Raw genomic sequence first — 17,633 nt, 5'->3', positions numbered from 1 at the left:
CATCGTCGCGGCTCAGATGGTCTGACCGCCAGAGACCTCGATGCGCTGACCGGTGACCCAGCCATTGTCCGGGCCGAGCAGGCTGGCCACCATGGGACCGATGTCGTCGGGCAGGCCGACGCGGCCTAGCGCCGTCATGCCTGCAAACGCCTTGTTGTAGTCTGGGATGTCGCGCACCGCGCCGCCCAGGAAGTCAGTCTCGATCGCGCCGGGGGCGACCGTGTTGGCGGTGATGCCGCGCGCGCCCAGCTCCTTGGCGAGGTAGACTGTCAGGACCTCCACTGCGCCCTTGGCCGCCGAGTAGGCCGAGAAACCGGGGAACGACACGCGGGTCAGGCCGGACGAGAAGTTGATGATGCGTCCGCCGTCGGCCAGCACCGGCAACAGGGCCTGGGTGAGGAAGAACACGCCCTTCACATGGACGTTGAACAGCTGGTCGAACTGCGCTTCGGTGGCGGCGGCGAATTCGGCCATCTCGCCGTGCCCGGCGTTGTTGACCAGGTAATCGAGTGTATCGCGGCCGAAGGTCTGCGTCAGGCTGGCGCGTAGCGCCTCCACGAAGGCTGGGAAGGTCGCAACGGTGCCGGTGTCCAGCTGCAAGGCCACCGCCTTCCGGCCCAGCGCCTCGATCTCGGCGACGACGGCCTTTGCCTGCTCTTTGTTGGTGCGGTAGGTCAGGATCACGTCGCCGTCGTGGCGGGCGATGCTGACGGCGGTGTTGCGGCCGAGACCCCGGCTGCCACCGGTTACGAGAGCGATTTTGCTCATGGTCGGATACTCCTTTGTTGCCCGACCATGATGCGGCCAGAGGGCCCGATCGTCGTTGCCGAAACCTCGTGCTTTCTTGCCTAATCCTCTTGTAGGCTTTGTGCGCAGGCGGTGGTGCAGCTAGGATGGCCGCATGAGCGAAGCCCTGCGCGAGGCTGTTGACCGCTTCACCAGCGCCTATCCAGGCGCGGGCGAACTGACCGCTACCGCCATCCCCGGTTTGACCCTGGTACGGGCTGCCGCCCCGAGCGGCCTGGTTCACGCGATCAACCGGCCGTTGGTCTGCCTCGTCCTGCAAGGCAGCAAGCACGTCACGACAGGCAACCAGGCGTTCACGTTCAGCGGGGGAGCCTCACTGCTGATCACGGCGGACGTGCCAACGGTCAGTCAAATCACGGAAGCCAGTGCGGAGCGGCCTTACCTTTCCCTGGTGCTCGAACTCGATAGCGCCGTGCTAGCCGAGCTGCTAGCGCAGGTGGACGGAACCCCGCCACCGGGGCCGGTCCATTCCGTCGCCGTCGATCCTACGGAGACGGAAGCGGCCGACACGGCCTTGCGCCTCATGCGCTTGCTCGATCGTCCCGCATCCATCGGCGTGCTACAGGCGCAGCTTGTGCGGGAGTTGCACTACTGGCTAATGCTGGGCCGGCACGGACCAGCCATGCGCGCGCTGGGCTGGCCCGGCGGCCATGCCGAGCACGTCGCCCGCGCGGTGGCCGTGCTACGGACGGAGTACGCCCAGCCGCTGTCCATCGCGCGGCTGGCGGCGGTGGCCGGTATGAGCCCATCGTCGTTTCACCTGCACTTCCGGGGCGTGACCTCGCTCTCGCCGATCCAGTTCCAGAAGCAGCTACGCTTGATCGAGGCCCGGCGGCTGATGCTAGCGGAAGGGTTCGGCGCAGGCCGCGCCGCCTATGCGGTGGGCTACGAGAGCGTGCCGCAGTTCACCCGTGAGTATGGGCGGATGTTTGGTCAATCGCCCGCGCGCGAAATTCGTCAAGCGCGGGTACAAATCGGGTTTGCTGCATAGCCTTCGAGCGGACGCTGCCAATGCCTGCCAAGCGTTGGGAGCAGGCGGGACCTCGACGTCCGCTCTGATGCTTCGGCCGCTCGGAAGCAGACCGGCAGATATCCACCCATCTGACACGTCCTGAGGGACGCAGGTGCCGACGGCACATGGCCGATAACTGAAGTTCCGCTTTGGGAGATTCGCGCCGGCGAAGCGGAAGTACCCAGCTCCCTCAAGGGCACACGAACGAATTACAGCTTTGGTTACAGATCGCGGGCGTCTGACGTGGCCTCGCATCAGTCGAGAACGCGAGGCCGTGCAAGATCTGTATCAGACCGCGGGGGATATGGCCGACGCCGATGCCGGCCTCCTATCCATGACCGAGACCACAAAGGCCGTGAGGAACGCCAGCGGCATCGTGACGATGGTCGGGGGATCGAGCGGGAAGATCGGAGCGGCGTTACCGAGCACCTTCACCCAGACCGGTGGCCCGAGGACTGTGAGGGCGACGGCGCCGACGAGGCCGATCACGCCGCCGGCGATCGCCCCCCGGGTCGTCAGCCCGCCCCAGTACAGCGCCAGGATCAGAAGCGGCAGGGTCGAGCTGCAGCTCACCGCATAGGCGAGGCTGATCATGTAGGCGACGTTCTGGGTCTGAAAGGCGATGCCGAGCAGCACCGACAGAATGCCGAGGCCGACGGTGGCGAGCCGCGAGGCCCGGATCTCGCTGCGCTCCGTCGCCCGGCCCCGGCCAATGATGCGGGCGTAGAGGTCGTGCGAGACCGCCGAGGCGCCCGTCAGCGTCAGCCCCGCGACCACCGCCAGAATCGTGGCGAAGGCCACGGCGGAGACGAGGCCCATGAGCGTGTCGCCGCCCAGCGCGTGGGATAGATGAACGGTGGCCATGTTGCCACCACCGCGGATAGCGCCCTTGGCGTCGAGATAGGCCGGATCTCCGCCGATGATGGCCAGCGCTCCGAACCCGATTATGAAGATGAGCGCGAAGAAACCACTCTGGCACATCACGGCCCAGAAGACCGACACCCTGGCCGCACGGGTGTCCGGGACGGTGAAGAAGCGCATCAGGACGTGCGGGAGGCCCGCCGCCCCAAGCATCAGTGTCATGCCGAGTGAGACCGATTGCCAGACGCTCCCCGAATAGACTTGCGGCATCATGATCGCAGCGTGCCTTGGGTGCACTGCGATGGCCCGGGCGACGAGGGTATTATAGTCGAAGCCGAACTTGGCCAGGACGAGCAGCGAGATCGCGATGCCAGCCGTGAGCAGCAGCGCCGCCTTGACGATCTGAACCCAGGTCGTCGCCACCATGCCGCCGAACATCACGTAGCAGATCATCAACGCGCCCACGAGGATCTGCGCATAGAGATAATCGAGCCCGAACAGCAGCCGGATCAACTGGCCCGCCCCGACCATCTGGGCGATGAGGTAAAACATTACGATGATGAGGGTCGCGATCGCGGTGAAGATGCGGATCGGTGTCTCCGACAAGCGCGTCGCCAGGACATCGGCCACCGTGTAGCGCCCGAGCTTCCGCAGCCGCTCGGCCACCAGGAAGACGACGAAGGGCAGGCCGGTCGCATAGCCGACGGCGAAGATCAGGCCGTCGAAGCCGGAGGAGCAGATCAGACCGGCAAGCCCGAGGAGCGCGCCGGCCGAGATCATGTCGCCGGCCAGGGCGATGCCGTTCTGGAAGCCGGAGATTTGACCGCCCGCGGCATAGAACTGGTCGGCCGAATGGGCGCGCCGCGCCGCCCAGTAGGTGATGCCCAACGTTACGAGAACAATGCCGACGAACATTCCGATTGCTGCGGGGTTGAGGCCGCCGCTTTCGGCAGCGAGCGCCGGGGCAATGGCGCCTAGGATAAGTGAGACGGCAAGAATGGACCTTCGCATGGTGTCTGCCTCCTCAGCGCGCGGTGAGACGGTTGGCGAGCAGGACGTAGAGCCCCGTCAGGATCATGGTGGACAGGATGGCGAGGAGACCGCCGACGGTGCCGACCGTCACGGCCATCCCGGGTGCGATCGGCCGCGTCATAGTGGCGGGCGAGACGATGAAGGTGCCGACGAAGCTGCCGTAGATCAGCGTCTGGATGGCGGCCATGATCCAGCCGAGGCGGGCTTGCGGCAGGTCGTTGTTCGGCGCCGCGGTCGGTGTTCGTTGGACAGGCATCAGTCGCACTCCGGCTCAGAGCAGTGGGACAAACAGGGGTGAGATCGAGGATTACTCGGCAGCTTTCGGCGCATCGCCCGGAGCGTCGGCGACCACGCGGCCGAAGCCGTTGTTGACGCGGCTACGCTGATACTTGTTGAGCCACGTGCTGAACTGGACCGGCAGCATGTCGTAAGGACGCGCCTCGCCAAGAACCATCGCCGCGTAGACGGGCCAATGGGGGTTGGCGAGCATCGGCCGGCCGAGCATGACGAGGTCGACCTGACCTTCCTTGACGATCGCCTCAGCGAAGACGGGATCGGCGAGGTTCCAGTTCGCAGCGGTCAGGACGCCCGCCTCCTCCCGGATGCGTTGCGCAGCCGGGACCATGAACCCCTCCTCGTCCCACGGCGTCTGGGCGCGGCCCGAGTTGCCGCCGAAGGAAACGTCTACGAGGTCGAGGCCCCGAGGGGCGAGCAGCCGGGCCAATTCGACCGACTCGTCGATGGTCTGGCCGCCGGGCGCGAACTCCGTCACGCCGAACCGCATGGAGAGCGGCAGCCGCTCGGGCCATTCCGAGCGTACCGCCTCGAAGACCTCGATGAGCAACCGGCTGCGCCCGGCGAAGTCGCCGCCGTATGCGTCGGTGCGCCGGTTGGCCAGGGGCGAGAAGAAGCTCGACAGCAGGAAGCCGTGTGCGCAGTGGATCTCCAGCCACTGGAAACCGGCCTCCCGCGCGCGGCGCGCAGCCTCGGCGTATTGGCGCGTCACCGTCGCGATATCGTCGTGCGTCATGGCGCGCGGGACCCGCGGCATGGCTCCGCCGAAGGCGTCGGCGGAGGGGCCGATCATCTCCCACGCGTCGGGATGGTCGTCCGGCAGATGGCCGCCGCCCTTCCACGGAGGCTCGACGCAGCCCCGGCGGCCGGTGTGGCCGAGCTGGATGCCAGGGACCGCCCCGACGGACGCCACGAAGCGGGCGATGCGCGCCAGGGCCTCGCCCTGCGCGTCGTTCCAGATACCGGCGCACTGGGTGGACATGCGGCCCTCCGGCGAGACGGCCGCCTGCTCCACCACGACGAGGGCAGCGCCCCCTGCCGCCTTCGAGCCCAGATGCGCCAGGTGCCAGTCGTTCACGAGTCCGTCCGGCGACGAGAACTGGGTCATTGGCGAGACCGCGATGCGATTGCGCAGCGTGACGTCGCGAACCCGGAGTTCGCTGAACAGTGAGGACATCGGGCTTGGTCTCCCCGCCCGCCCCGTCCGGCCAAGCATCCTGCCGGAGAAGCGAGCGATCTGCTCGAAAAATAAGCCAATACTGCCGATGAACAGGCAGCTAGATGCCTGGATCTTCTCGGTCGATGACTTGTTCGAGCACTAGACTGCGCTTAGCCTCTGAGGGCGTTCTTCCAAATTCATGCCGGGTTCGAACAGATTCCGGACATCGTGAGGCGAGGATGCGCCGGCGGGGCGTATCAGTGAGATTGAGGCCATGACGGTCACGACGATGCAGACGCGTGACATCGGCTCCTGGCCGAAGAACATTGCATTGGCCCGCAGCACGGGGCGGGGCTGGCGGGACATCCACGCGCAGCACGTCGCCGTAGAGCCCTGGACGGGGACACTCGACCCGGTCGGCAACCCCTGCCTCGGCTACTGCGTCAATCGTCCCGCCCAGATCCGCCGGCGCATCGGGCGCGGCGGCATGACCGAAACGCACACGCTGCGTCCCCGCCAGTTCCACCTGATCCCGGCCCATGACGAGAGCGAATGGCAGAGACGGGGGCGCTCAGAGATGCTGGCGATGCATCTCCGCCAGGGATTGATCGACGAGACCGCGCGCCAGATGTGCAGCGCGACCGCCCCACGCGTCGAACTCGACGTTCCGCTCGGGACGTCCGACCCGCTCTTGGAGCAGTTGGCGCTGGCTATCCTGGAGATCATGCGGGAGGAGCCGGATCCCTCGTCGGCGCTCTACGTCGACGAGTTGGTCCACGCCATGGTTGTGCGACTCGTTCGGATCTACACAGCCAACGGCCGCTCATCGCGGCGGGGCCCAGACAGGCAGGTGCTCGATTGCGGCGAGATGAGGCGCGTCCGCGACCTGATCGAGGACCGCCTTGCCGACGATCTGTCCCTCGAGGCCATCGCGGGCGAGGTCGGCGTATCCGCACGCTCCTTGTCCCGCTCCTGTCTCCGGCAATGGGGCACGACGGTCCATCAATACGTGCTGTCACGCCGGGTGGAGCGGGCCAAAAACCTGCTCCTCTCGACCGATCTCACCGTCACCTCGATCGCGCTGGATACGGGCTTCTCAAGCCAGAGCCATCTAGCGACAGCGTTTCGCCGGGTGACGGGCCTCACACCGAAAAATTACAGGCTCTGCGGGCAATCCTGATCCGGCGATGCGAATTTGACAGTGATCTGGGCTGTCGGACTTGCAGGATCTGTGCGCGCCGGCTGAGTTTTACTGGCACGCCTGCAGATATGAAGACCTCGCGGAAAAATGCGGCTTGGTGGCGAGCATCTTGGGATACTGGCCCCATGAACTCTCTCATAGGGGTTGGATCCATTCGTAGAGTCGAAACCTGTCCCTCGCGGATGATGTGGCCGTTGTCGAACATGCAGACCCGTTATTTGCTCCCGGTCGCGCAGAGAGGGGCAATACGGCAACTATAAGAGCCGAGCGGTAGACCGGGCTTGGCCGATATCGGTATAGCTAGTATCGGACAAACTTCCAAGCAAAGCGAGTGTTGGCCGTCCAAGTACTTGCGGCCAAAAATAATCGATGAATCCAGCCTATTTGGTACAGGGCCACAGCCTCTGTCACGACGGTCGTTTCGGCAACTTTGTACCATCCCCGTGTGCCAGCGGGGCCGAGCGGGCTTAGCTGTTGAGACCGGGCCGCTCGGCCCCTATCGAAGCGTGGACCTTGGGAAGGATTTCCACTTCGATTCCGTGTGCACCACGGCCGCGTGCGGATCGTGGTGGATGAGCGCTTGGCGTCAGCCCTTGCGGATCAGCGGGGCTACCACCGCAGCCGGCGCCGGCGGGGTGTAGAGCGGGACGACGAAGCGGACGAAGCCGTCGGTCGAATAATTGTCTCGGGTCCGGCCGAGCGCGTTCGTGTACTGGGCACCGGTGACCACGTCGCGTGCCACATACGCCTGAACGGTGAAGGCCTTGAAATCGTAACCGATGAGGCCACCGACGGCGAAGCGGCCGCGATTGCCGTTCGCGGCGCTGAACTGGCTGGTGTCGAAGTTGTAGACACCGTAGGCGACCGGGCCGATCTCGAAGTTGCCGAACTTCTTCGTGGCGGTCAGATCCAGCAGGATTGCATCCGAGAGGCGGATTGGGCCGATCGCTGCACCGACGGGACCGCCGAAGCGGCCGGGCGTGTCGTAGACGTTGCCGGTCAGGTTGGCGGTGATGTTCCAGCCGTCGCCGGTGTAGCTGCCGGCGACGCCGAACCTGTACGTGTTCGAAGAGAATTGCGGCAGCACCGGCGTTCCAGCCAAACCGGTCCCGAGCGAGCCGCGACCGGCATCGAGGTCGTTCAAGTGAACGCCGCCCAGGAAACTGACGCCGAAATTGTTGCCGAGGTCGAACGCCCAGATGCCGGCAAGGAGGGTGCCGACGTTGATCGAGATATCCTTGTTTCGCTGGCCGGCGCCGTTGCGGGTGAAGGCGAAAACGGTGGGCTGAGCGACGAGCGCTTCGATGCGGCCGCCGAAAGGTGTCAGCGGGGTCGACCAGAGCAGGAACGGGACGTTGATCGCGGTGTCGGGCGAGAAGGGCTGATCCGTGCGACGGTAAATGAAGGTGTCGACCGCGTAGAGGCCCTCGGGCAACGGCGCGCCGGCGGCGAGGCCGACTTGCTCGCCCGGAATCGTTGTGGCTTGGGCGAAGGCGGCCGTCGCGCTCAACGCGACGGCCGCAGCGCCCGCGAGCGTTGCCGTGATCCTGTTCAGCATCCTCAATCCCCTTTTTGCCGGGCGCAGGCCGAGCGTTCCCGTTCGCCGAAAAGCCCCGGCGCAGATACCGATCGGTTGTTTTGTTGGACTTCAGCGTCTTAGTTGTATGGAAACGCGATCAATTTGTACGCATTCCCATATCGACTATAAGTGTGTCATTGTTTGACTTTGAGTCTACTGTAAAAATGACGAGCGATACGAGGGGGTGCGCTCATGTTGCTGCGAAAGCACGCTTGTCGGCGGCCGGATCGAAGCATGCCGGAGCTCGCTCGCTCGCACGGCTGAGGCATAGAGAAGATGCCAGCAAGGACGACCGCTTAGGACTTAGCCGTGCCTCTATCGGGCGCTTGAGCAATCAACTCTCACGAACGATGTCCCAGCGCTTTCCACGGCCTGTTCTCAAACAGACCGTCTACACAGAGGTTCGGCATATCCCATGTGGGGCGGGCAGCATGCTGGAGGGACAATCCAACGCCACGATGCCTGAAGGTTAGCTGCGCAGGCCTTCTCCTACGCGCAGGTGAGCGGCCGCGCGGCATCAGGCTTCGAGGCTTGATCAACCCGCGCCCGAGATAACGCGATGGCGAGGCTGTCTCAAACACCGGCTGAGGCAGCCATCGGTGCCGTACCAGCGGCCGCTTCGGGAGCGCTTCATCTAAACGGCGAACTTCAGGGCGAACCGCTCGGCGCCGAGGTGCGTCTGGATCCTCTGCGCGACGAACTCGGCATCGCGGCCGACTGCGCCGAAGCGGCCCGAGCCCCAGGTATTCAACCAGGGCAGACCGATGAAATAGACGCCGTCCTCCTGCGTCACGCCACGCTTGTGCTTGGGGTTTCCCGCTCCGTTGAACACGGACGCGTCGAGCCATCGGAAGTCCGGCGTGAAACCGATGCACCAGACGATCGCGGTGATGCCGGAGCCTTCGAGGGCAAGACGGGTGATGGGCTCGCCCGGCTCCCAAACGGGGGTGTAGTGCGCCTGCACCGGAGCATCGACGTTGTTTTCGGCAATGTACTTGTCGATGGCCGCGTTGATGCCGTTGTACGTGCGGTCGGCCCCGTCGAGTGAGCGCTTGAGATTGTCGCGGAAGCGTAGGCTGCCATCCTCAAAATCTTCCAGGACACCGTAGAGCTTCATGCCCTCCTTGGCGAAGCGACGCAGATCGATGTCCCGGCCACCGTCGCGCCCGGTCACGTAGTGGTTGGTGTTGTCGCGGACGCCGTCGCGCAGCGGATGGTTGTCGACGGTCATCTCGTAATAGCCCATATCGGCGAGCCACGTGACGACGTCGCGGCCGCGGTAGAACCGGGCGCAGCGTGGCGCGTCGCCTACCGCGAGATGCACTGTGCGACCGGCGAGATGCAGATCTTCAGCGATCTGCGCGCCGGATTGACCTGAGCCGACCACCAGAACCTCGCCCTCCGGCAGTTGGGCCGGGTTGCGATACTGGTTCGAGTGAATCTGCGTGACCGACCCCGGCAATTTCTCGGCCATGCGCGGTATGATCGGGGTGTGATAGCCGCCCGAGGCGACCACGACCTCGTTCGCCGTGAAGTCGCCGTCCGAGGTCTGGACCGAGAAGGTCCCGTCGTCGCGCCGTTCGACGCGTGTGACTGCGACACCCTCCCGGATCGGCGGGTTCACCTTCGCCACGAAGTTCTTCAGATACGCGACGATCTCATCCTTCTTCATGAACCCGTCCGGATCCGGCCCGTCGTAGGGATGGCCGGGCAGGTCGCACTGCCAATTCGGCGTGACCAGGCAGAACGTGTCCCAGCGCTGGCTCGACCACGTGTGCGCCGCGGATGCCTTCTCGAAGACGAGATGATCGATCCCACGCTGCTTCAGGTGATAGCTGACCGAGAGACCGGCCTGGCCACCGCCGACGATGGCGACGGGGACGTGACGGGGCGTGGACGTCATGGCTCTAACTCCGCGATGCTTCGAGGAAGGCGCCGGGTTCAGGACTCGAAGGTCTCGACCGTGACGAGGCCCCCGGGGTCCTGCTGCTTCGCCGCGGTCTCGATCCGGGCGAGCTGGGCCATCGCCGACGAGCACGCGAAGCCGTATTTCTCGCGCACCCGCTCACTCGCGATTGTGAGGGCCGTGCGGGTCTTCTCAACGAAGGCGTCGAGGGCGTAGCTTTCGCCGACCGCGAGGAAATCCTTCACGATGAGGGAGGGCGAGTAGCAGGCCTCGCGCCGGCCATCGGGCCAGCGGATGTGGAAGTGCATCTCAGGCATGGATCGGCTCCCGTTCGACGCGGGCGCAGGCCGCGTAAGTATCGAGGTGACGCTCGGCGCAGGCGCCCCAGGAATGAGCGGCGGCCCGGGTCGAACCGGCAACCCGCAGCCTCGCGCGCGTCATCGGGGCCAGGGCGGCCGTCATGGCGTCGGCGATGGCCCGGGGATCGCCGGGATCGACGAAGAGGGCGTCGTCACTCCGGAGGTACTCGGTGAAGGGCGGCAGGCGAGAGACGATCGCCGGGGTGCCGCAGGCCATCGCCTCCAGGACGCAGAGCCCGAAACCCTCCGTCCAGGATGGAAAGGCGAGGACGGCCGCTCTGCGATAGAAGGCCGGCATCTCCTCCTGCGAGACGGGCCCGGTCTCGATCACCGCCTCGCCGCGCCCGATCGCAAGCCCATGGGCTTGCAGAGTGGCGCGGCAGTGGGCGCCATAGGAGGCGTGATCGAGGAGCGATGCGCCGCCGACGACCACGAGCTGCGCTTGGCGATGGCGTCGACGCAAGAGCGCGAAAGCCTCGATGATCCCGGCCGTATTCTTGCGCGCCTCGAAGCCACCGACGCTCAGGACGACCGGCCCGGCACCGAGGCCCCAGCGCTCCCTCACAATCAGATCGGCTTCGCTCGGCGCCTCCTGGTACATCGCCAAGTCCACGCCGTTCCCGACGACACCGATCTCCGCACCGCGATCGGTCGCGATCCGGTCGGCCCAGGTGCGGCTGACACAGAGCAGGTGCGTGGCCTCACGAATCGAGCGATCCTGCCACGTCGCGAGCACCGGGTCGGCGAAGCTGTCGACGTGGTGGACCGTGCGCACGAAGCCGGGGATCAAGCGGCGGTGTTTCAGCGTCGCGAGGGCATTGCCGCCGATGCCGCAATGGGCGTGAAAGACGTCGAAGTCACAGGCGGCGGGGGACGCGAAGTGGCGCAGGTAATCGTCGATGCGCGCCCGCACGAGGTCGACCGTTGCGCCGGCGATCGGCTTTGCGGCTACCGATACCGTCGGGCAGGCGGCCGCGCGAAAGAAGCCGCGCCCCGACGGATCGGGCGCGTGGACCACCGCCTCATGCCCGAGCGCGCACAGGGCCTCGGCCAGGGCGAGGCAATGCGCGACGCCGCCCCGTGGATTGGTGGAGTGGGTCAGGATGGCAATGCGCAGGGGCGTCATCGGACGACACCCGCGCCATCCTGGCCACAACCGATCAGCGGGCTGATCGTGAAGTCCCAGACCACGGCCTCTCCGCCGGAGGCATCGCGAACCCGGGCGACCCGGCTCGCATCGAGCTTACCGACCGTGGCGACCGCGATATCCCGTTCGGCGAACCGCGCGAGGACGTCCGGCGTGCAGTCCGGGTGCACGCTCAGAAGGTAGCCGAAGCTTGGGAAGGCGGTGAGCCACCGGTCGAGCGGGACACCGGTGGGCCGCGGGATCGCGTCGAGGTCTATGATGCCGCCGACATGCGAGCATTCCAGCAGCATCAGGGCAGTGCCGACGACGCCCGCCATGCTGATGTCCTTGGCCGCCCGGCAGAGCCCGCTCTCCGCCAAGCCCGGCAGCAGCGCGAGATCACCGCGCAGACGCTCGCCGGCCGTGCCGGTCGAGGCGTCCCAGTACGGGTATGGGTCGCGGAAGCGTCCGCGCAGGTCGATCGCCGCGACGAAGTCGTCGCCGGGCGCCGCGTCGAAGCTCGTGAGCAGGCGCGGGCCAGCGCGGCCGAGCACGGCGACCGCGAGGTTGCCGGCTTCAGCGCGCGTATTGGTGTGACCGCCGACGATCGGGACGCCGTACAGTGCCGCTGCGTCGGACAGGCCTGCCAGGATCGGGTCCGCGGCCGCGGCATCTCGGCTCCACAGCGCGTCGACTACCGCGAGCGGGCGCCCACCCATGGCGGCGATGTCGCTGAGGTTGACCATGATGCCGCAATAGCCAGCGAAATACGGATCGGCCGCGACGAAGCTGTCGAGGAAGCCCTCGATGGCGAACAGCAGGTGGCCGTCGCCATCCGGTATGGCGGCACAATCGTCGCCGACCGGCACCGCGTCGTGCCGGCTGTTCAGCCCGAGCCGCTCGACCACGGCATCGATGTCGCGCTTGTGCGCGACTCCGCGCGCGTCACGGATCTGGCCGGCCAAGGACTGGATGTCGAAGCCCGACGACATCACGCGGCCTTGTGGAACGTGACGAGCCCGTGCTCGGGGTCGTGCATCGGCGGGTAGGCCGCGAGGTCTGCCTGCATCAGGTGATGCGGTCGCCCGTGCAGTTCGACCTCGTCGAGGCTCGTCCAATGCAGGGCCTGGAACAACGGAACATTCCGATCCTGCACGTGGGCCAGGAACCGCGTGCAGCCCCTCGCATGGGCCGAGGAGACCGCGACTTGGATGAGCCCGGCTCCCAGGGCAGCGGTGCCGCGGAACGGTCCGGCGACGGCCAAGCGGGATCCCCACCATGCGCCGGCACGCTCCGACGCTTCGTGGATGCGGACGGTGCCGACGACCGCGTCGGCGTCGCCGCCGAGAGTCGAGAGGGCACAGATCGGGATCGCGTGCGCGTCGACGGCGTCCCGGTCGTCCCCGGTGAAGATGCGCTGCTCCGTGCAGAAGACCTGGCGGCGGAGCGCCGCGCAGGCGTTCCGCTCCCACGAACTCGTGGCGAACTTGATGCGGAAGTGGCTTGGCCAATAGGGCGGCACGGGCTCGAAGATCATGAGACCGCCCCCGCGCGCTCGTAGGTGGAGAGCGCCGAGCAGGCGCCGCAGCGCCCGCATCCGGCCTTGATGTCGGTCGAACGAAGATCCGCGCCGACCAGCATGTCCGCGAGGGGTTTGAGGATGCCGTGCATGACATCGGGGCCGGGCGCCGGATGGCTCTCCAGCGGGGTGCCCGAGATCGGCACGAACGGCACCACGAACGGGTAGACGCCCATCCCGATCAGGCGCTCGGCCATCGCCAGGATCGCCTCCGGGGCGTCGCCTAGCCCGGCCAGGATGTAGGTCGAGACCTGGCCCCGCCCGAAGACGGGAACGGCCGCCTCGAAGGCCCCGTAGTACCGCTCCAGCGGCACGCTCGCCTTCCCGGGCATGATCCGGGCCCGGACTTCGGGCGTGACGGCTTCCAGATGCATACCGAGGGCATCGATGCCCGACGCTTTCATCCGCTCGAACCAGCGGTCGTCATCCGGCGGCTCGCACTGCGCCTGGATCGGCAGGTCGACCGCGGCCTTGACGGCGAAGGCGCTCTCGCAGAGCACGGCGGCGCCCCGGTCGGTCGCGTTCGGCGTGCCGGTCGTCATGACCATGTGCTTGACGCCGTCGAGGAGCACCGCTGCGCGGGCGACCTCGGCCAGCTGTTCGGGCGTCTTGTGCGCGACGGTGCGACCGGCGGCGAGCGATTGGCCGATCGAGCAGAACTGGCAAGTCTTCGTGCGGCTCGCGTAGCGGATACAGGTCTGGAGCACGGTGGTGGCCAGCACGTCCCGCCCGTGCAGAACGGCGATCTTCGAATACGGCACGCCGTCGAAGGTCGAGAGCGCGTAGAAGCGCGGCTTGCCCGGGAAGGTCGCCTGCCCGATCACCACGCCGTCATGCTCGATCACCGAGACCCCGTTGTCGTCCGGGCGGCGGACGAGGAAGGGCGAATCAAAGGCGGCCTCGGTGTGGACCGGCACCATCACGGTCCGGCCCGCGATGGTCATGGCCTTGTGGTCCGACGGACCGGCCCCGCCGCGGCGGCTCGGCGCCCCGGCGCGGCTGTCGGCGAGCCTAACGCCGTAGGACTGCAATGCGTTGATCAGGCGCTCCGTCGGCATCCCGACCAAGCCCGCCACCACCGGCGGGAACGCGGGAAGGCTCGTCGGAAGCGGGCTGCTGCTCATGGTCGAGACTCCGGAAATCGGTCTGGGAACGGATCGGCTGGTGCACGAACGAGGCCGGGCGGTCGTCGTGGAGCAGGCTGAGAAGTTCGGGCCGGGCGTAGTGGCCGACCGAGTCCATCATCCGCTTGCGCTTGGTCACCAGCGCCAGGTCCATGTCGGCGATCAGGATACCCTCGCCAGCGCCCAGCGGCTCCGCGAGGTGCTTGCCTTCCGGCGAGACAATGGCGGTGCAGTTGCCGCCGTGGCAGGCGCCGCGCAGGCGCTCGTCCGGGCAGACCTGCGCCACCTGTTCGTCGGTGAGCCAGCCCGTGGCGTTCACCACGAAGCAGGCCGCCTCCAGGGCGTGATGGCGGATCGTCACCTCCATCTGGTCGGCGAAGATCTGGCCCACGAGGGAGCCCGGGAACTGCGCCGCGTGGATCTCTTCGTGGCGCGCCATCAGGGCGTAGCGGGCGAGCGGATTGTAGTGCTCCCAACAGGCCAACGCGCCGACGCGCCCCACCGCCGTATCGACCACGGTAAGGCCGGCGCCGTCGCCCTGACCCCAGATCATCCGCTCATGATAGGTCGGCGTGATCTTGCGGCGCTTGAGCTTGAGGCTCCCGTCGGCGTCGAAGACCAGCTGCGCGTTGTAGAGCGAGCCGTGATCGCGCTCGTTGACCCCGAGCACGATGACCGCCCCGTGACGGCGTGCGGCGACGGAGACCGCCTGGGTCACGGGTCCCGGCACCGTCACGGCCCGCTCGTAGAGGCGCAGGTGCTCGGCGCCCTGCATCGCCGGCGGCAGCACGAACGAGAAGTAGGGGTAATAGGGGACGAAGGTCTCGGGAAAGACCATGAAGCGCGCGCCCTTGGCGGCGGCCTCATCGATGGCATTGAGCACCCGCTCCAGAGTGCCCTCCGGCCGGTCGAGGTCTGGCGCGATCTGGACGGCGGCGGCCCGCACGATCCGGCTGTCTGACATGGGCGATCCTCCGGCTGTGAACGGCGGCCACGTCGCGCGCGGCCGCCGGATGCGACGTCCCGGACTGGAAGCCAAAGGGCCGATCAGACGGTCCAGGTGTCGATGATCACCGCGTTGTCGCGCTTGTGCAGGAGGATGCAGTCGAGGACGTCGAGAGGGTTGATCATGCGGATGCCCTCGATGAAGGCGGCCTCGCCGTGGCCGTAGAGAGCCTGGGTCGAGAACCGGCAGGCATAGACCTTGCCACCCTCGGCCATGAACTTCTCAAGCTGGTTGTTGAAGTTGAGGTGGCCCGGAAAGGCCTCGTCGCCGAGCCGTGGGAAGCCGCGCTGGACGCCTAGCGTGATGCCCGGACCGTAGAGCAGGATCGACGTCTCGAACCCCTTGCGCTGCAGGCGCGTGGCCTGGAGCAGGTTCACAAGGCCGATCGAACCCTCGAACGCGACGGTATGGAAGGTCACCAGCGCCTTCTGGCCCGGCTCGGCCTTGACGTCCTCGAAGACCTTCTCCTCGTAATCGACCAGGAAGTCGCCCTTCTTGTGATGCTCGCGGTTCACAGCAGGCATTGATTTCTCTCCTCGAAGGATTGGACCGCGGAAGACTGAACTTCGAGCGGCCGTAAACCATTCATGGCAAGCGGTGTGCCAGAGGACTTCGATCAATCAGCCATACAAGGTGTCGGAGCGATATTCATACAATAATGCGATCAATGCAGCTGGCTCGAGTATATTAGGCCTTGCGCCTGCCGCCTAGTTATTGAGCGAAATATGAGTACACAATCACCAGAGGATGGCTGTTTGCGGATCGAAGATTGTCGGCATTGTATGGATGCCGGAGAATGGTCCTGCGGAGCTTGATCGCGGTACGGCTATTGCAGACCATACAATCAAGCATTGATCGCATCATGATCTGGGCCGCCACGCATGACTTCGCCCGAGCGAGACGAACGACTGAACGCGCAGATTGGAGGGACCGGCGCCTGGACGCCGGATCTAAAGCGGTGGGGCAAGCCTCATTACCTCGCGATTGCGGAGGCCTTGGCCGACGACATCCGGACGGGGCGCCTGACGGCGGGGACGCGCCTCCCGACCCAGCGCGCCCTCGCCGAGGCGCTCGATCTGAACTTCACGACGGTTTCACGCGGCTACGTCGAGGCCCATAAGCGCGGACTGATCGAGGGGCGCGTCGGCCAGGGGACCTTCGTGGTCGATCCGGCTCGCCCGCCCCGTTCGCCTGCCGCCGCGCCCGCGCGTCGGATCGGTCCGGTCGATTTCACCATGAACCTGCCCCCCGAGCCTGACACGCCGGCCCTGCAAGCCCGGATGCAGGCCGCACTCGTGGATCTGTCCGGCAATCTCACCAACCTATTGCGCTATCAGGGCTTCGGCGGGACCGAGGAGGACAAGGAGGCGGCTTTGCGCTGGCTGAAAGGCCGCGGGGTCGTCACGTCCCGGGAGCGTCTGCTGATCTGCCCGGGGGCGCACAGCGCCCTGTTCAGCATCCTGGGGCAGGTCGCCCGGCCGGGCGACACGATCTGCGCCGAGCGGATCACCTATCCCGGCATCCGCGCGCTTGCGGCGCATTTGCGCCTTCGCCTCGTCGATCTGCCCATGGACCGGTACGGCGTCGATCCTGATGCTTTCGCCGCCGCCTGCACCAAAGTGGCACCGAAGGCCATCTACCTGAACCCGTTGCTACAGAACCCCACCACCGCGACCCTGCCCAGGACGCGGCGCGAGGCTGTGATCGCGGTTGCGCGGCGATACGCCGTCACCATCATCGAGGACGACGCCTACGCCCGCATCTGCCCGACCCCGCCGCCGAGTTTTGCGGAACTCGCGCCGGAGATCACCTATTACGTGGCAGGTCTCGCCAAGTGCTTGGGTGCCGGACTTCGGCTCGCCTTCCTGGTCGCCCCGAGCGCCCGGTCCGCCCTGCCACTGGGCGGCGCCCTGCGCACGGCCACGGTCATGGCCTCACCGATCGCGACGGCCCTGGCGACGCGGTGGATCATGGACGGCACGGCGGAGGCCATCGTGCAGTTCGTTCGCGAGGAATCGGCCGCGCGCCAACGCATCGCAACCGCGATGCTTCCCGCCGGGACCTACACCGCCGATCCGCATGCCTTCCACGTCTGGATCACGCTGCCGGAGGGTTGGACGCGCTCGGCCTTCGCCAGCCAAGGTCGGTCGGCCGGGCTCGGCGTCATCGCCAGCGACCCGTTTTGCGTCGCGGGGACGCCGCCGGAAGCGGTCCGTCTCTGTCTGGGCGGCCCCTCAACCCGGCAGCAGATCACGCACGGCCTGGAAGTGCTCGCCCACGCCCTCGAAGGCTCGCCGGCCCTCGCCTCAGCCTACATCTGAATTTTTCGAGCCGGATACAGGTCGAAATGCCCTCGGTCAGTCGGAGGTAAGCTTAGCGGTTTCAACCTCGGCCAGTTCGCGATCCTAATGTGAATGGCTCGCAGCGGCGCACGAAGGTCCGCTTACGGGATACAACGTCAGAAGATTAAATGGCTTGGATGGGCGCAAAGCGGAACGACCGCTTTTGCGCCCATCGGAGATCCGGCATGGCGTAGGCTGGCCGAAAGCAGCGCGTCCGCTTCAGAGCATGCCCGCTGTGGAATCGGA

General features: G+C 66.5%; 16 protein-coding genes. 3 read left to right on the top strand and 13 right to left on the bottom strand.

Annotation, left to right across the window (positions count from 1 at the left end):
- Positions 1 to 12: 12 nt before the first annotated feature.
- Positions 13 to 768: an SDR family NAD(P)-dependent oxidoreductase gene (locus LGR69_RS27830; protein ID WP_007558276.1), complete on the bottom strand. Its 756-nt coding sequence runs from the start codon at positions 766 to 768 to the stop codon at positions 13 to 15.
- Between the two features lie 133 nt (positions 769 to 901).
- Between LGR69_RS27830 and LGR69_RS27825 the strand changes: the two genes are divergently transcribed.
- Positions 902 to 1,798, top strand: coding sequence for an AraC family transcriptional regulator (locus LGR69_RS27825; protein WP_230368063.1), 897 nt, complete (start codon positions 902 to 904; stop codon positions 1,796 to 1,798).
- A 309-nt stretch (positions 1,799 to 2,107) separates the two neighbouring features.
- On the opposite strand, the gene LGR69_RS27820 is transcribed toward LGR69_RS27825, so the two are convergent.
- The 3 genes from LGR69_RS27820 to LGR69_RS27810 all read right to left on the bottom strand — a co-directional run bounded on the left by LGR69_RS27820 (position 2,108) and on the right by LGR69_RS27810 (position 5,183).
- Positions 2,108 to 3,595 carry a sodium:solute symporter family transporter gene (locus LGR69_RS27820; protein WP_230368062.1) on the bottom strand — a complete coding sequence of 496 codons (1,488 nt, stop codon included), beginning with the start codon at positions 3,593 to 3,595 and terminating at the stop codon, positions 2,108 to 2,110.
- A gap of 109 nt (positions 3,596 to 3,704) precedes the next feature.
- Positions 3,705 to 3,968, bottom strand: a complete 264-nt coding sequence (locus LGR69_RS27815; RefSeq protein ID WP_007558282.1) for a DUF485 domain-containing protein — start codon at positions 3,966 to 3,968, stop codon at positions 3,705 to 3,707.
- 51 nt (positions 3,969 to 4,019) lie between these two features.
- Positions 4,020 to 5,183: an NADH:flavin oxidoreductase/NADH oxidase gene (locus LGR69_RS27810; RefSeq protein ID WP_007558284.1), complete on the bottom strand. Its 1,164-nt coding sequence runs from the start codon at positions 5,181 to 5,183 to the stop codon at positions 4,020 to 4,022.
- 256 nt (positions 5,184 to 5,439) lie between these two features.
- Between LGR69_RS27810 and LGR69_RS27805 the strand changes: the two genes are divergently transcribed.
- Entirely contained in the window at positions 5,440 to 6,345 is a 906-nt protein-coding gene (locus LGR69_RS27805; protein ID WP_007558286.1) for a helix-turn-helix domain-containing protein, read from the top strand.
- A 607-nt stretch (positions 6,346 to 6,952) separates the two neighbouring features.
- Here LGR69_RS27805 and LGR69_RS27800 read toward each other — a convergent pair.
- The 9 genes from LGR69_RS27800 to LGR69_RS27760 all read right to left on the bottom strand — a co-directional run bounded on the left by LGR69_RS27800 (position 6,953) and on the right by LGR69_RS27760 (position 15,569).
- Entirely contained in the window at positions 6,953 to 7,924 is a 972-nt protein-coding gene (locus LGR69_RS27800; RefSeq protein ID WP_007558288.1) for a transporter family protein, read from the bottom strand.
- A gap of 655 nt (positions 7,925 to 8,579) precedes the next feature.
- Positions 8,580 to 9,848: an MSMEG_0569 family flavin-dependent oxidoreductase gene (locus LGR69_RS27795; RefSeq protein ID WP_007558290.1), complete on the bottom strand. Its 1,269-nt coding sequence runs from the start codon at positions 9,846 to 9,848 to the stop codon at positions 8,580 to 8,582.
- 38 nt (positions 9,849 to 9,886) lie between these two features.
- Positions 9,887 to 10,168, bottom strand: a complete 282-nt coding sequence (locus LGR69_RS27790; RefSeq protein ID WP_230368061.1) for an MSMEG_0570 family nitrogen starvation response protein — start codon at positions 10,166 to 10,168, stop codon at positions 9,887 to 9,889.
- A complete protein-coding gene (locus LGR69_RS27785) occupies positions 10,161 to 11,336 on the bottom strand; it encodes an MSMEG_0565 family glycosyltransferase (RefSeq protein WP_007558294.1) in 1,176 nt (391 codons plus the stop codon). Before LGR69_RS27785 ends, LGR69_RS27790 begins: the two co-directional genes overlap by 8 nt.
- The gene (locus LGR69_RS27780) at positions 11,333 to 12,328 is read right to left on the bottom strand and encodes a sll0787 family AIR synthase-like protein (protein WP_007558297.1); all 996 of its coding nucleotides are present in this window, start codon (positions 12,326 to 12,328) and stop codon (positions 11,333 to 11,335) included. The genes LGR69_RS27785 and LGR69_RS27780 overlap by 4 nt, the downstream gene beginning before the upstream one ends.
- Complete coding sequence (locus tag LGR69_RS27775) at positions 12,328 to 12,873, bottom strand: MSMEG_0567/Sll0786 family nitrogen starvation N-acetyltransferase (RefSeq protein ID WP_007558299.1); 546 nt, start codon at positions 12,871 to 12,873, stop codon at positions 12,328 to 12,330. The genes LGR69_RS27780 and LGR69_RS27775 overlap by 1 nt, the downstream gene beginning before the upstream one ends.
- Positions 12,870 to 13,973 (bottom strand): MSMEG_0568 family radical SAM protein, encoded by a 1,104-nt coding sequence (locus LGR69_RS27770; RefSeq protein ID WP_007558301.1) that lies wholly within the window; start codon positions 13,971 to 13,973, stop codon positions 12,870 to 12,872. The genes LGR69_RS27775 and LGR69_RS27770 overlap by 4 nt, the downstream gene beginning before the upstream one ends.
- Positions 13,927 to 15,003 (bottom strand): Nit6803 family nitrilase, encoded by a 1,077-nt coding sequence (locus LGR69_RS27765; RefSeq protein WP_007558302.1) that lies wholly within the window; start codon positions 15,001 to 15,003, stop codon positions 13,927 to 13,929. Before LGR69_RS27765 ends, LGR69_RS27770 begins: the two co-directional genes overlap by 47 nt.
- Positions 15,004 to 15,086: 83 nt before the next feature.
- Positions 15,087 to 15,569: an MSMEG_0572/Sll0783 family nitrogen starvation response protein gene (locus LGR69_RS27760; protein ID WP_007558304.1), complete on the bottom strand. Its 483-nt coding sequence runs from the start codon at positions 15,567 to 15,569 to the stop codon at positions 15,087 to 15,089.
- A 357-nt stretch (positions 15,570 to 15,926) separates the two neighbouring features.
- On the opposite strand from LGR69_RS27760, the gene LGR69_RS27755 reads away from it, so the two are divergent.
- Complete coding sequence (locus tag LGR69_RS27755; protein ID WP_007558306.1) at positions 15,927 to 17,366, top strand: aminotransferase-like domain-containing protein; 1,440 nt, start codon at positions 15,927 to 15,929, stop codon at positions 17,364 to 17,366.
- Positions 17,367 to 17,633: the final 267 nt, after the last annotated feature.

The organism is Methylobacterium brachiatum (assembly GCF_020523825.1).
GTDB classification, from domain to species: domain Bacteria; phylum Pseudomonadota; class Alphaproteobacteria; order Rhizobiales; family Beijerinckiaceae; genus Methylobacterium; species Methylobacterium brachiatum.
The sequence above is the reverse complement of the archived record's forward strand: the minus strand, read 5'-3'. Positions and strand labels throughout refer to the sequence as shown.

Bases quoted from the DNA above. Each gene is read 5' to 3' on its own strand.
- LGR69_RS27830 (WP_007558276.1), bottom strand. From the start codon at position 768: ATGAGCAAAATCGCTCTCGTAACCGGTGGCAGCCGGGGTCTCGGCCGC.
- LGR69_RS27825 (WP_230368063.1), top strand. From the start codon at position 902: ATGAGCGAAGCCCTGCGCGAGGCTGTTGACCGCTTCACCAGCGCCTAT.
- LGR69_RS27820 (WP_230368062.1), bottom strand. From the start codon at position 3,595: ATGTTCGTCGGCATTGTTCTCGTAACGTTGGGCATCACCTACTGGGCG.
- LGR69_RS27815 (WP_007558282.1), bottom strand. From the start codon at position 3,968: ATGCCTGTCCAACGAACACCGACCGCGGCGCCGAACAACGACCTGCCG.
- LGR69_RS27810 (WP_007558284.1), bottom strand. From the start codon at position 5,183: ATGTCCTCACTGTTCAGCGAACTCCGGGTTCGCGACGTCACGCTGCGC.
- LGR69_RS27805 (WP_007558286.1), top strand. From the start codon at position 5,440: ATGACGGTCACGACGATGCAGACGCGTGACATCGGCTCCTGGCCGAAG.
- LGR69_RS27800 (WP_007558288.1), bottom strand. From the start codon at position 7,924: ATGCTGAACAGGATCACGGCAACGCTCGCGGGCGCTGCGGCCGTCGCG.
- LGR69_RS27795 (WP_007558290.1), bottom strand. From the start codon at position 9,848: ATGACGTCCACGCCCCGTCACGTCCCCGTCGCCATCGTCGGCGGTGGC.
- LGR69_RS27790 (WP_230368061.1), bottom strand. From the start codon at position 10,168: ATGCCTGAGATGCACTTCCACATCCGCTGGCCCGATGGCCGGCGCGAG.
- LGR69_RS27785 (WP_007558294.1), bottom strand. From the start codon at position 11,336: ATGACGCCCCTGCGCATTGCCATCCTGACCCACTCCACCAATCCACGG.
- LGR69_RS27780 (WP_007558297.1), bottom strand. From the start codon at position 12,328: ATGTCGTCGGGCTTCGACATCCAGTCCTTGGCCGGCCAGATCCGTGAC.
- LGR69_RS27775 (WP_007558299.1), bottom strand. From the start codon at position 12,873: ATGATCTTCGAGCCCGTGCCGCCCTATTGGCCAAGCCACTTCCGCATC.
- LGR69_RS27770 (WP_007558301.1), bottom strand. From the start codon at position 13,973: ATGCCGACGGAGCGCCTGATCAACGCATTGCAGTCCTACGGCGTTAGG.
- LGR69_RS27765 (WP_007558302.1), bottom strand. From the start codon at position 15,003: ATGTCAGACAGCCGGATCGTGCGGGCCGCCGCCGTCCAGATCGCGCCA.
- LGR69_RS27760 (WP_007558304.1), bottom strand. From the start codon at position 15,569: ATGCCTGCTGTGAACCGCGAGCATCACAAGAAGGGCGACTTCCTGGTC.
- LGR69_RS27755 (WP_007558306.1), top strand. From the start codon at position 15,927: ATGACTTCGCCCGAGCGAGACGAACGACTGAACGCGCAGATTGGAGGG.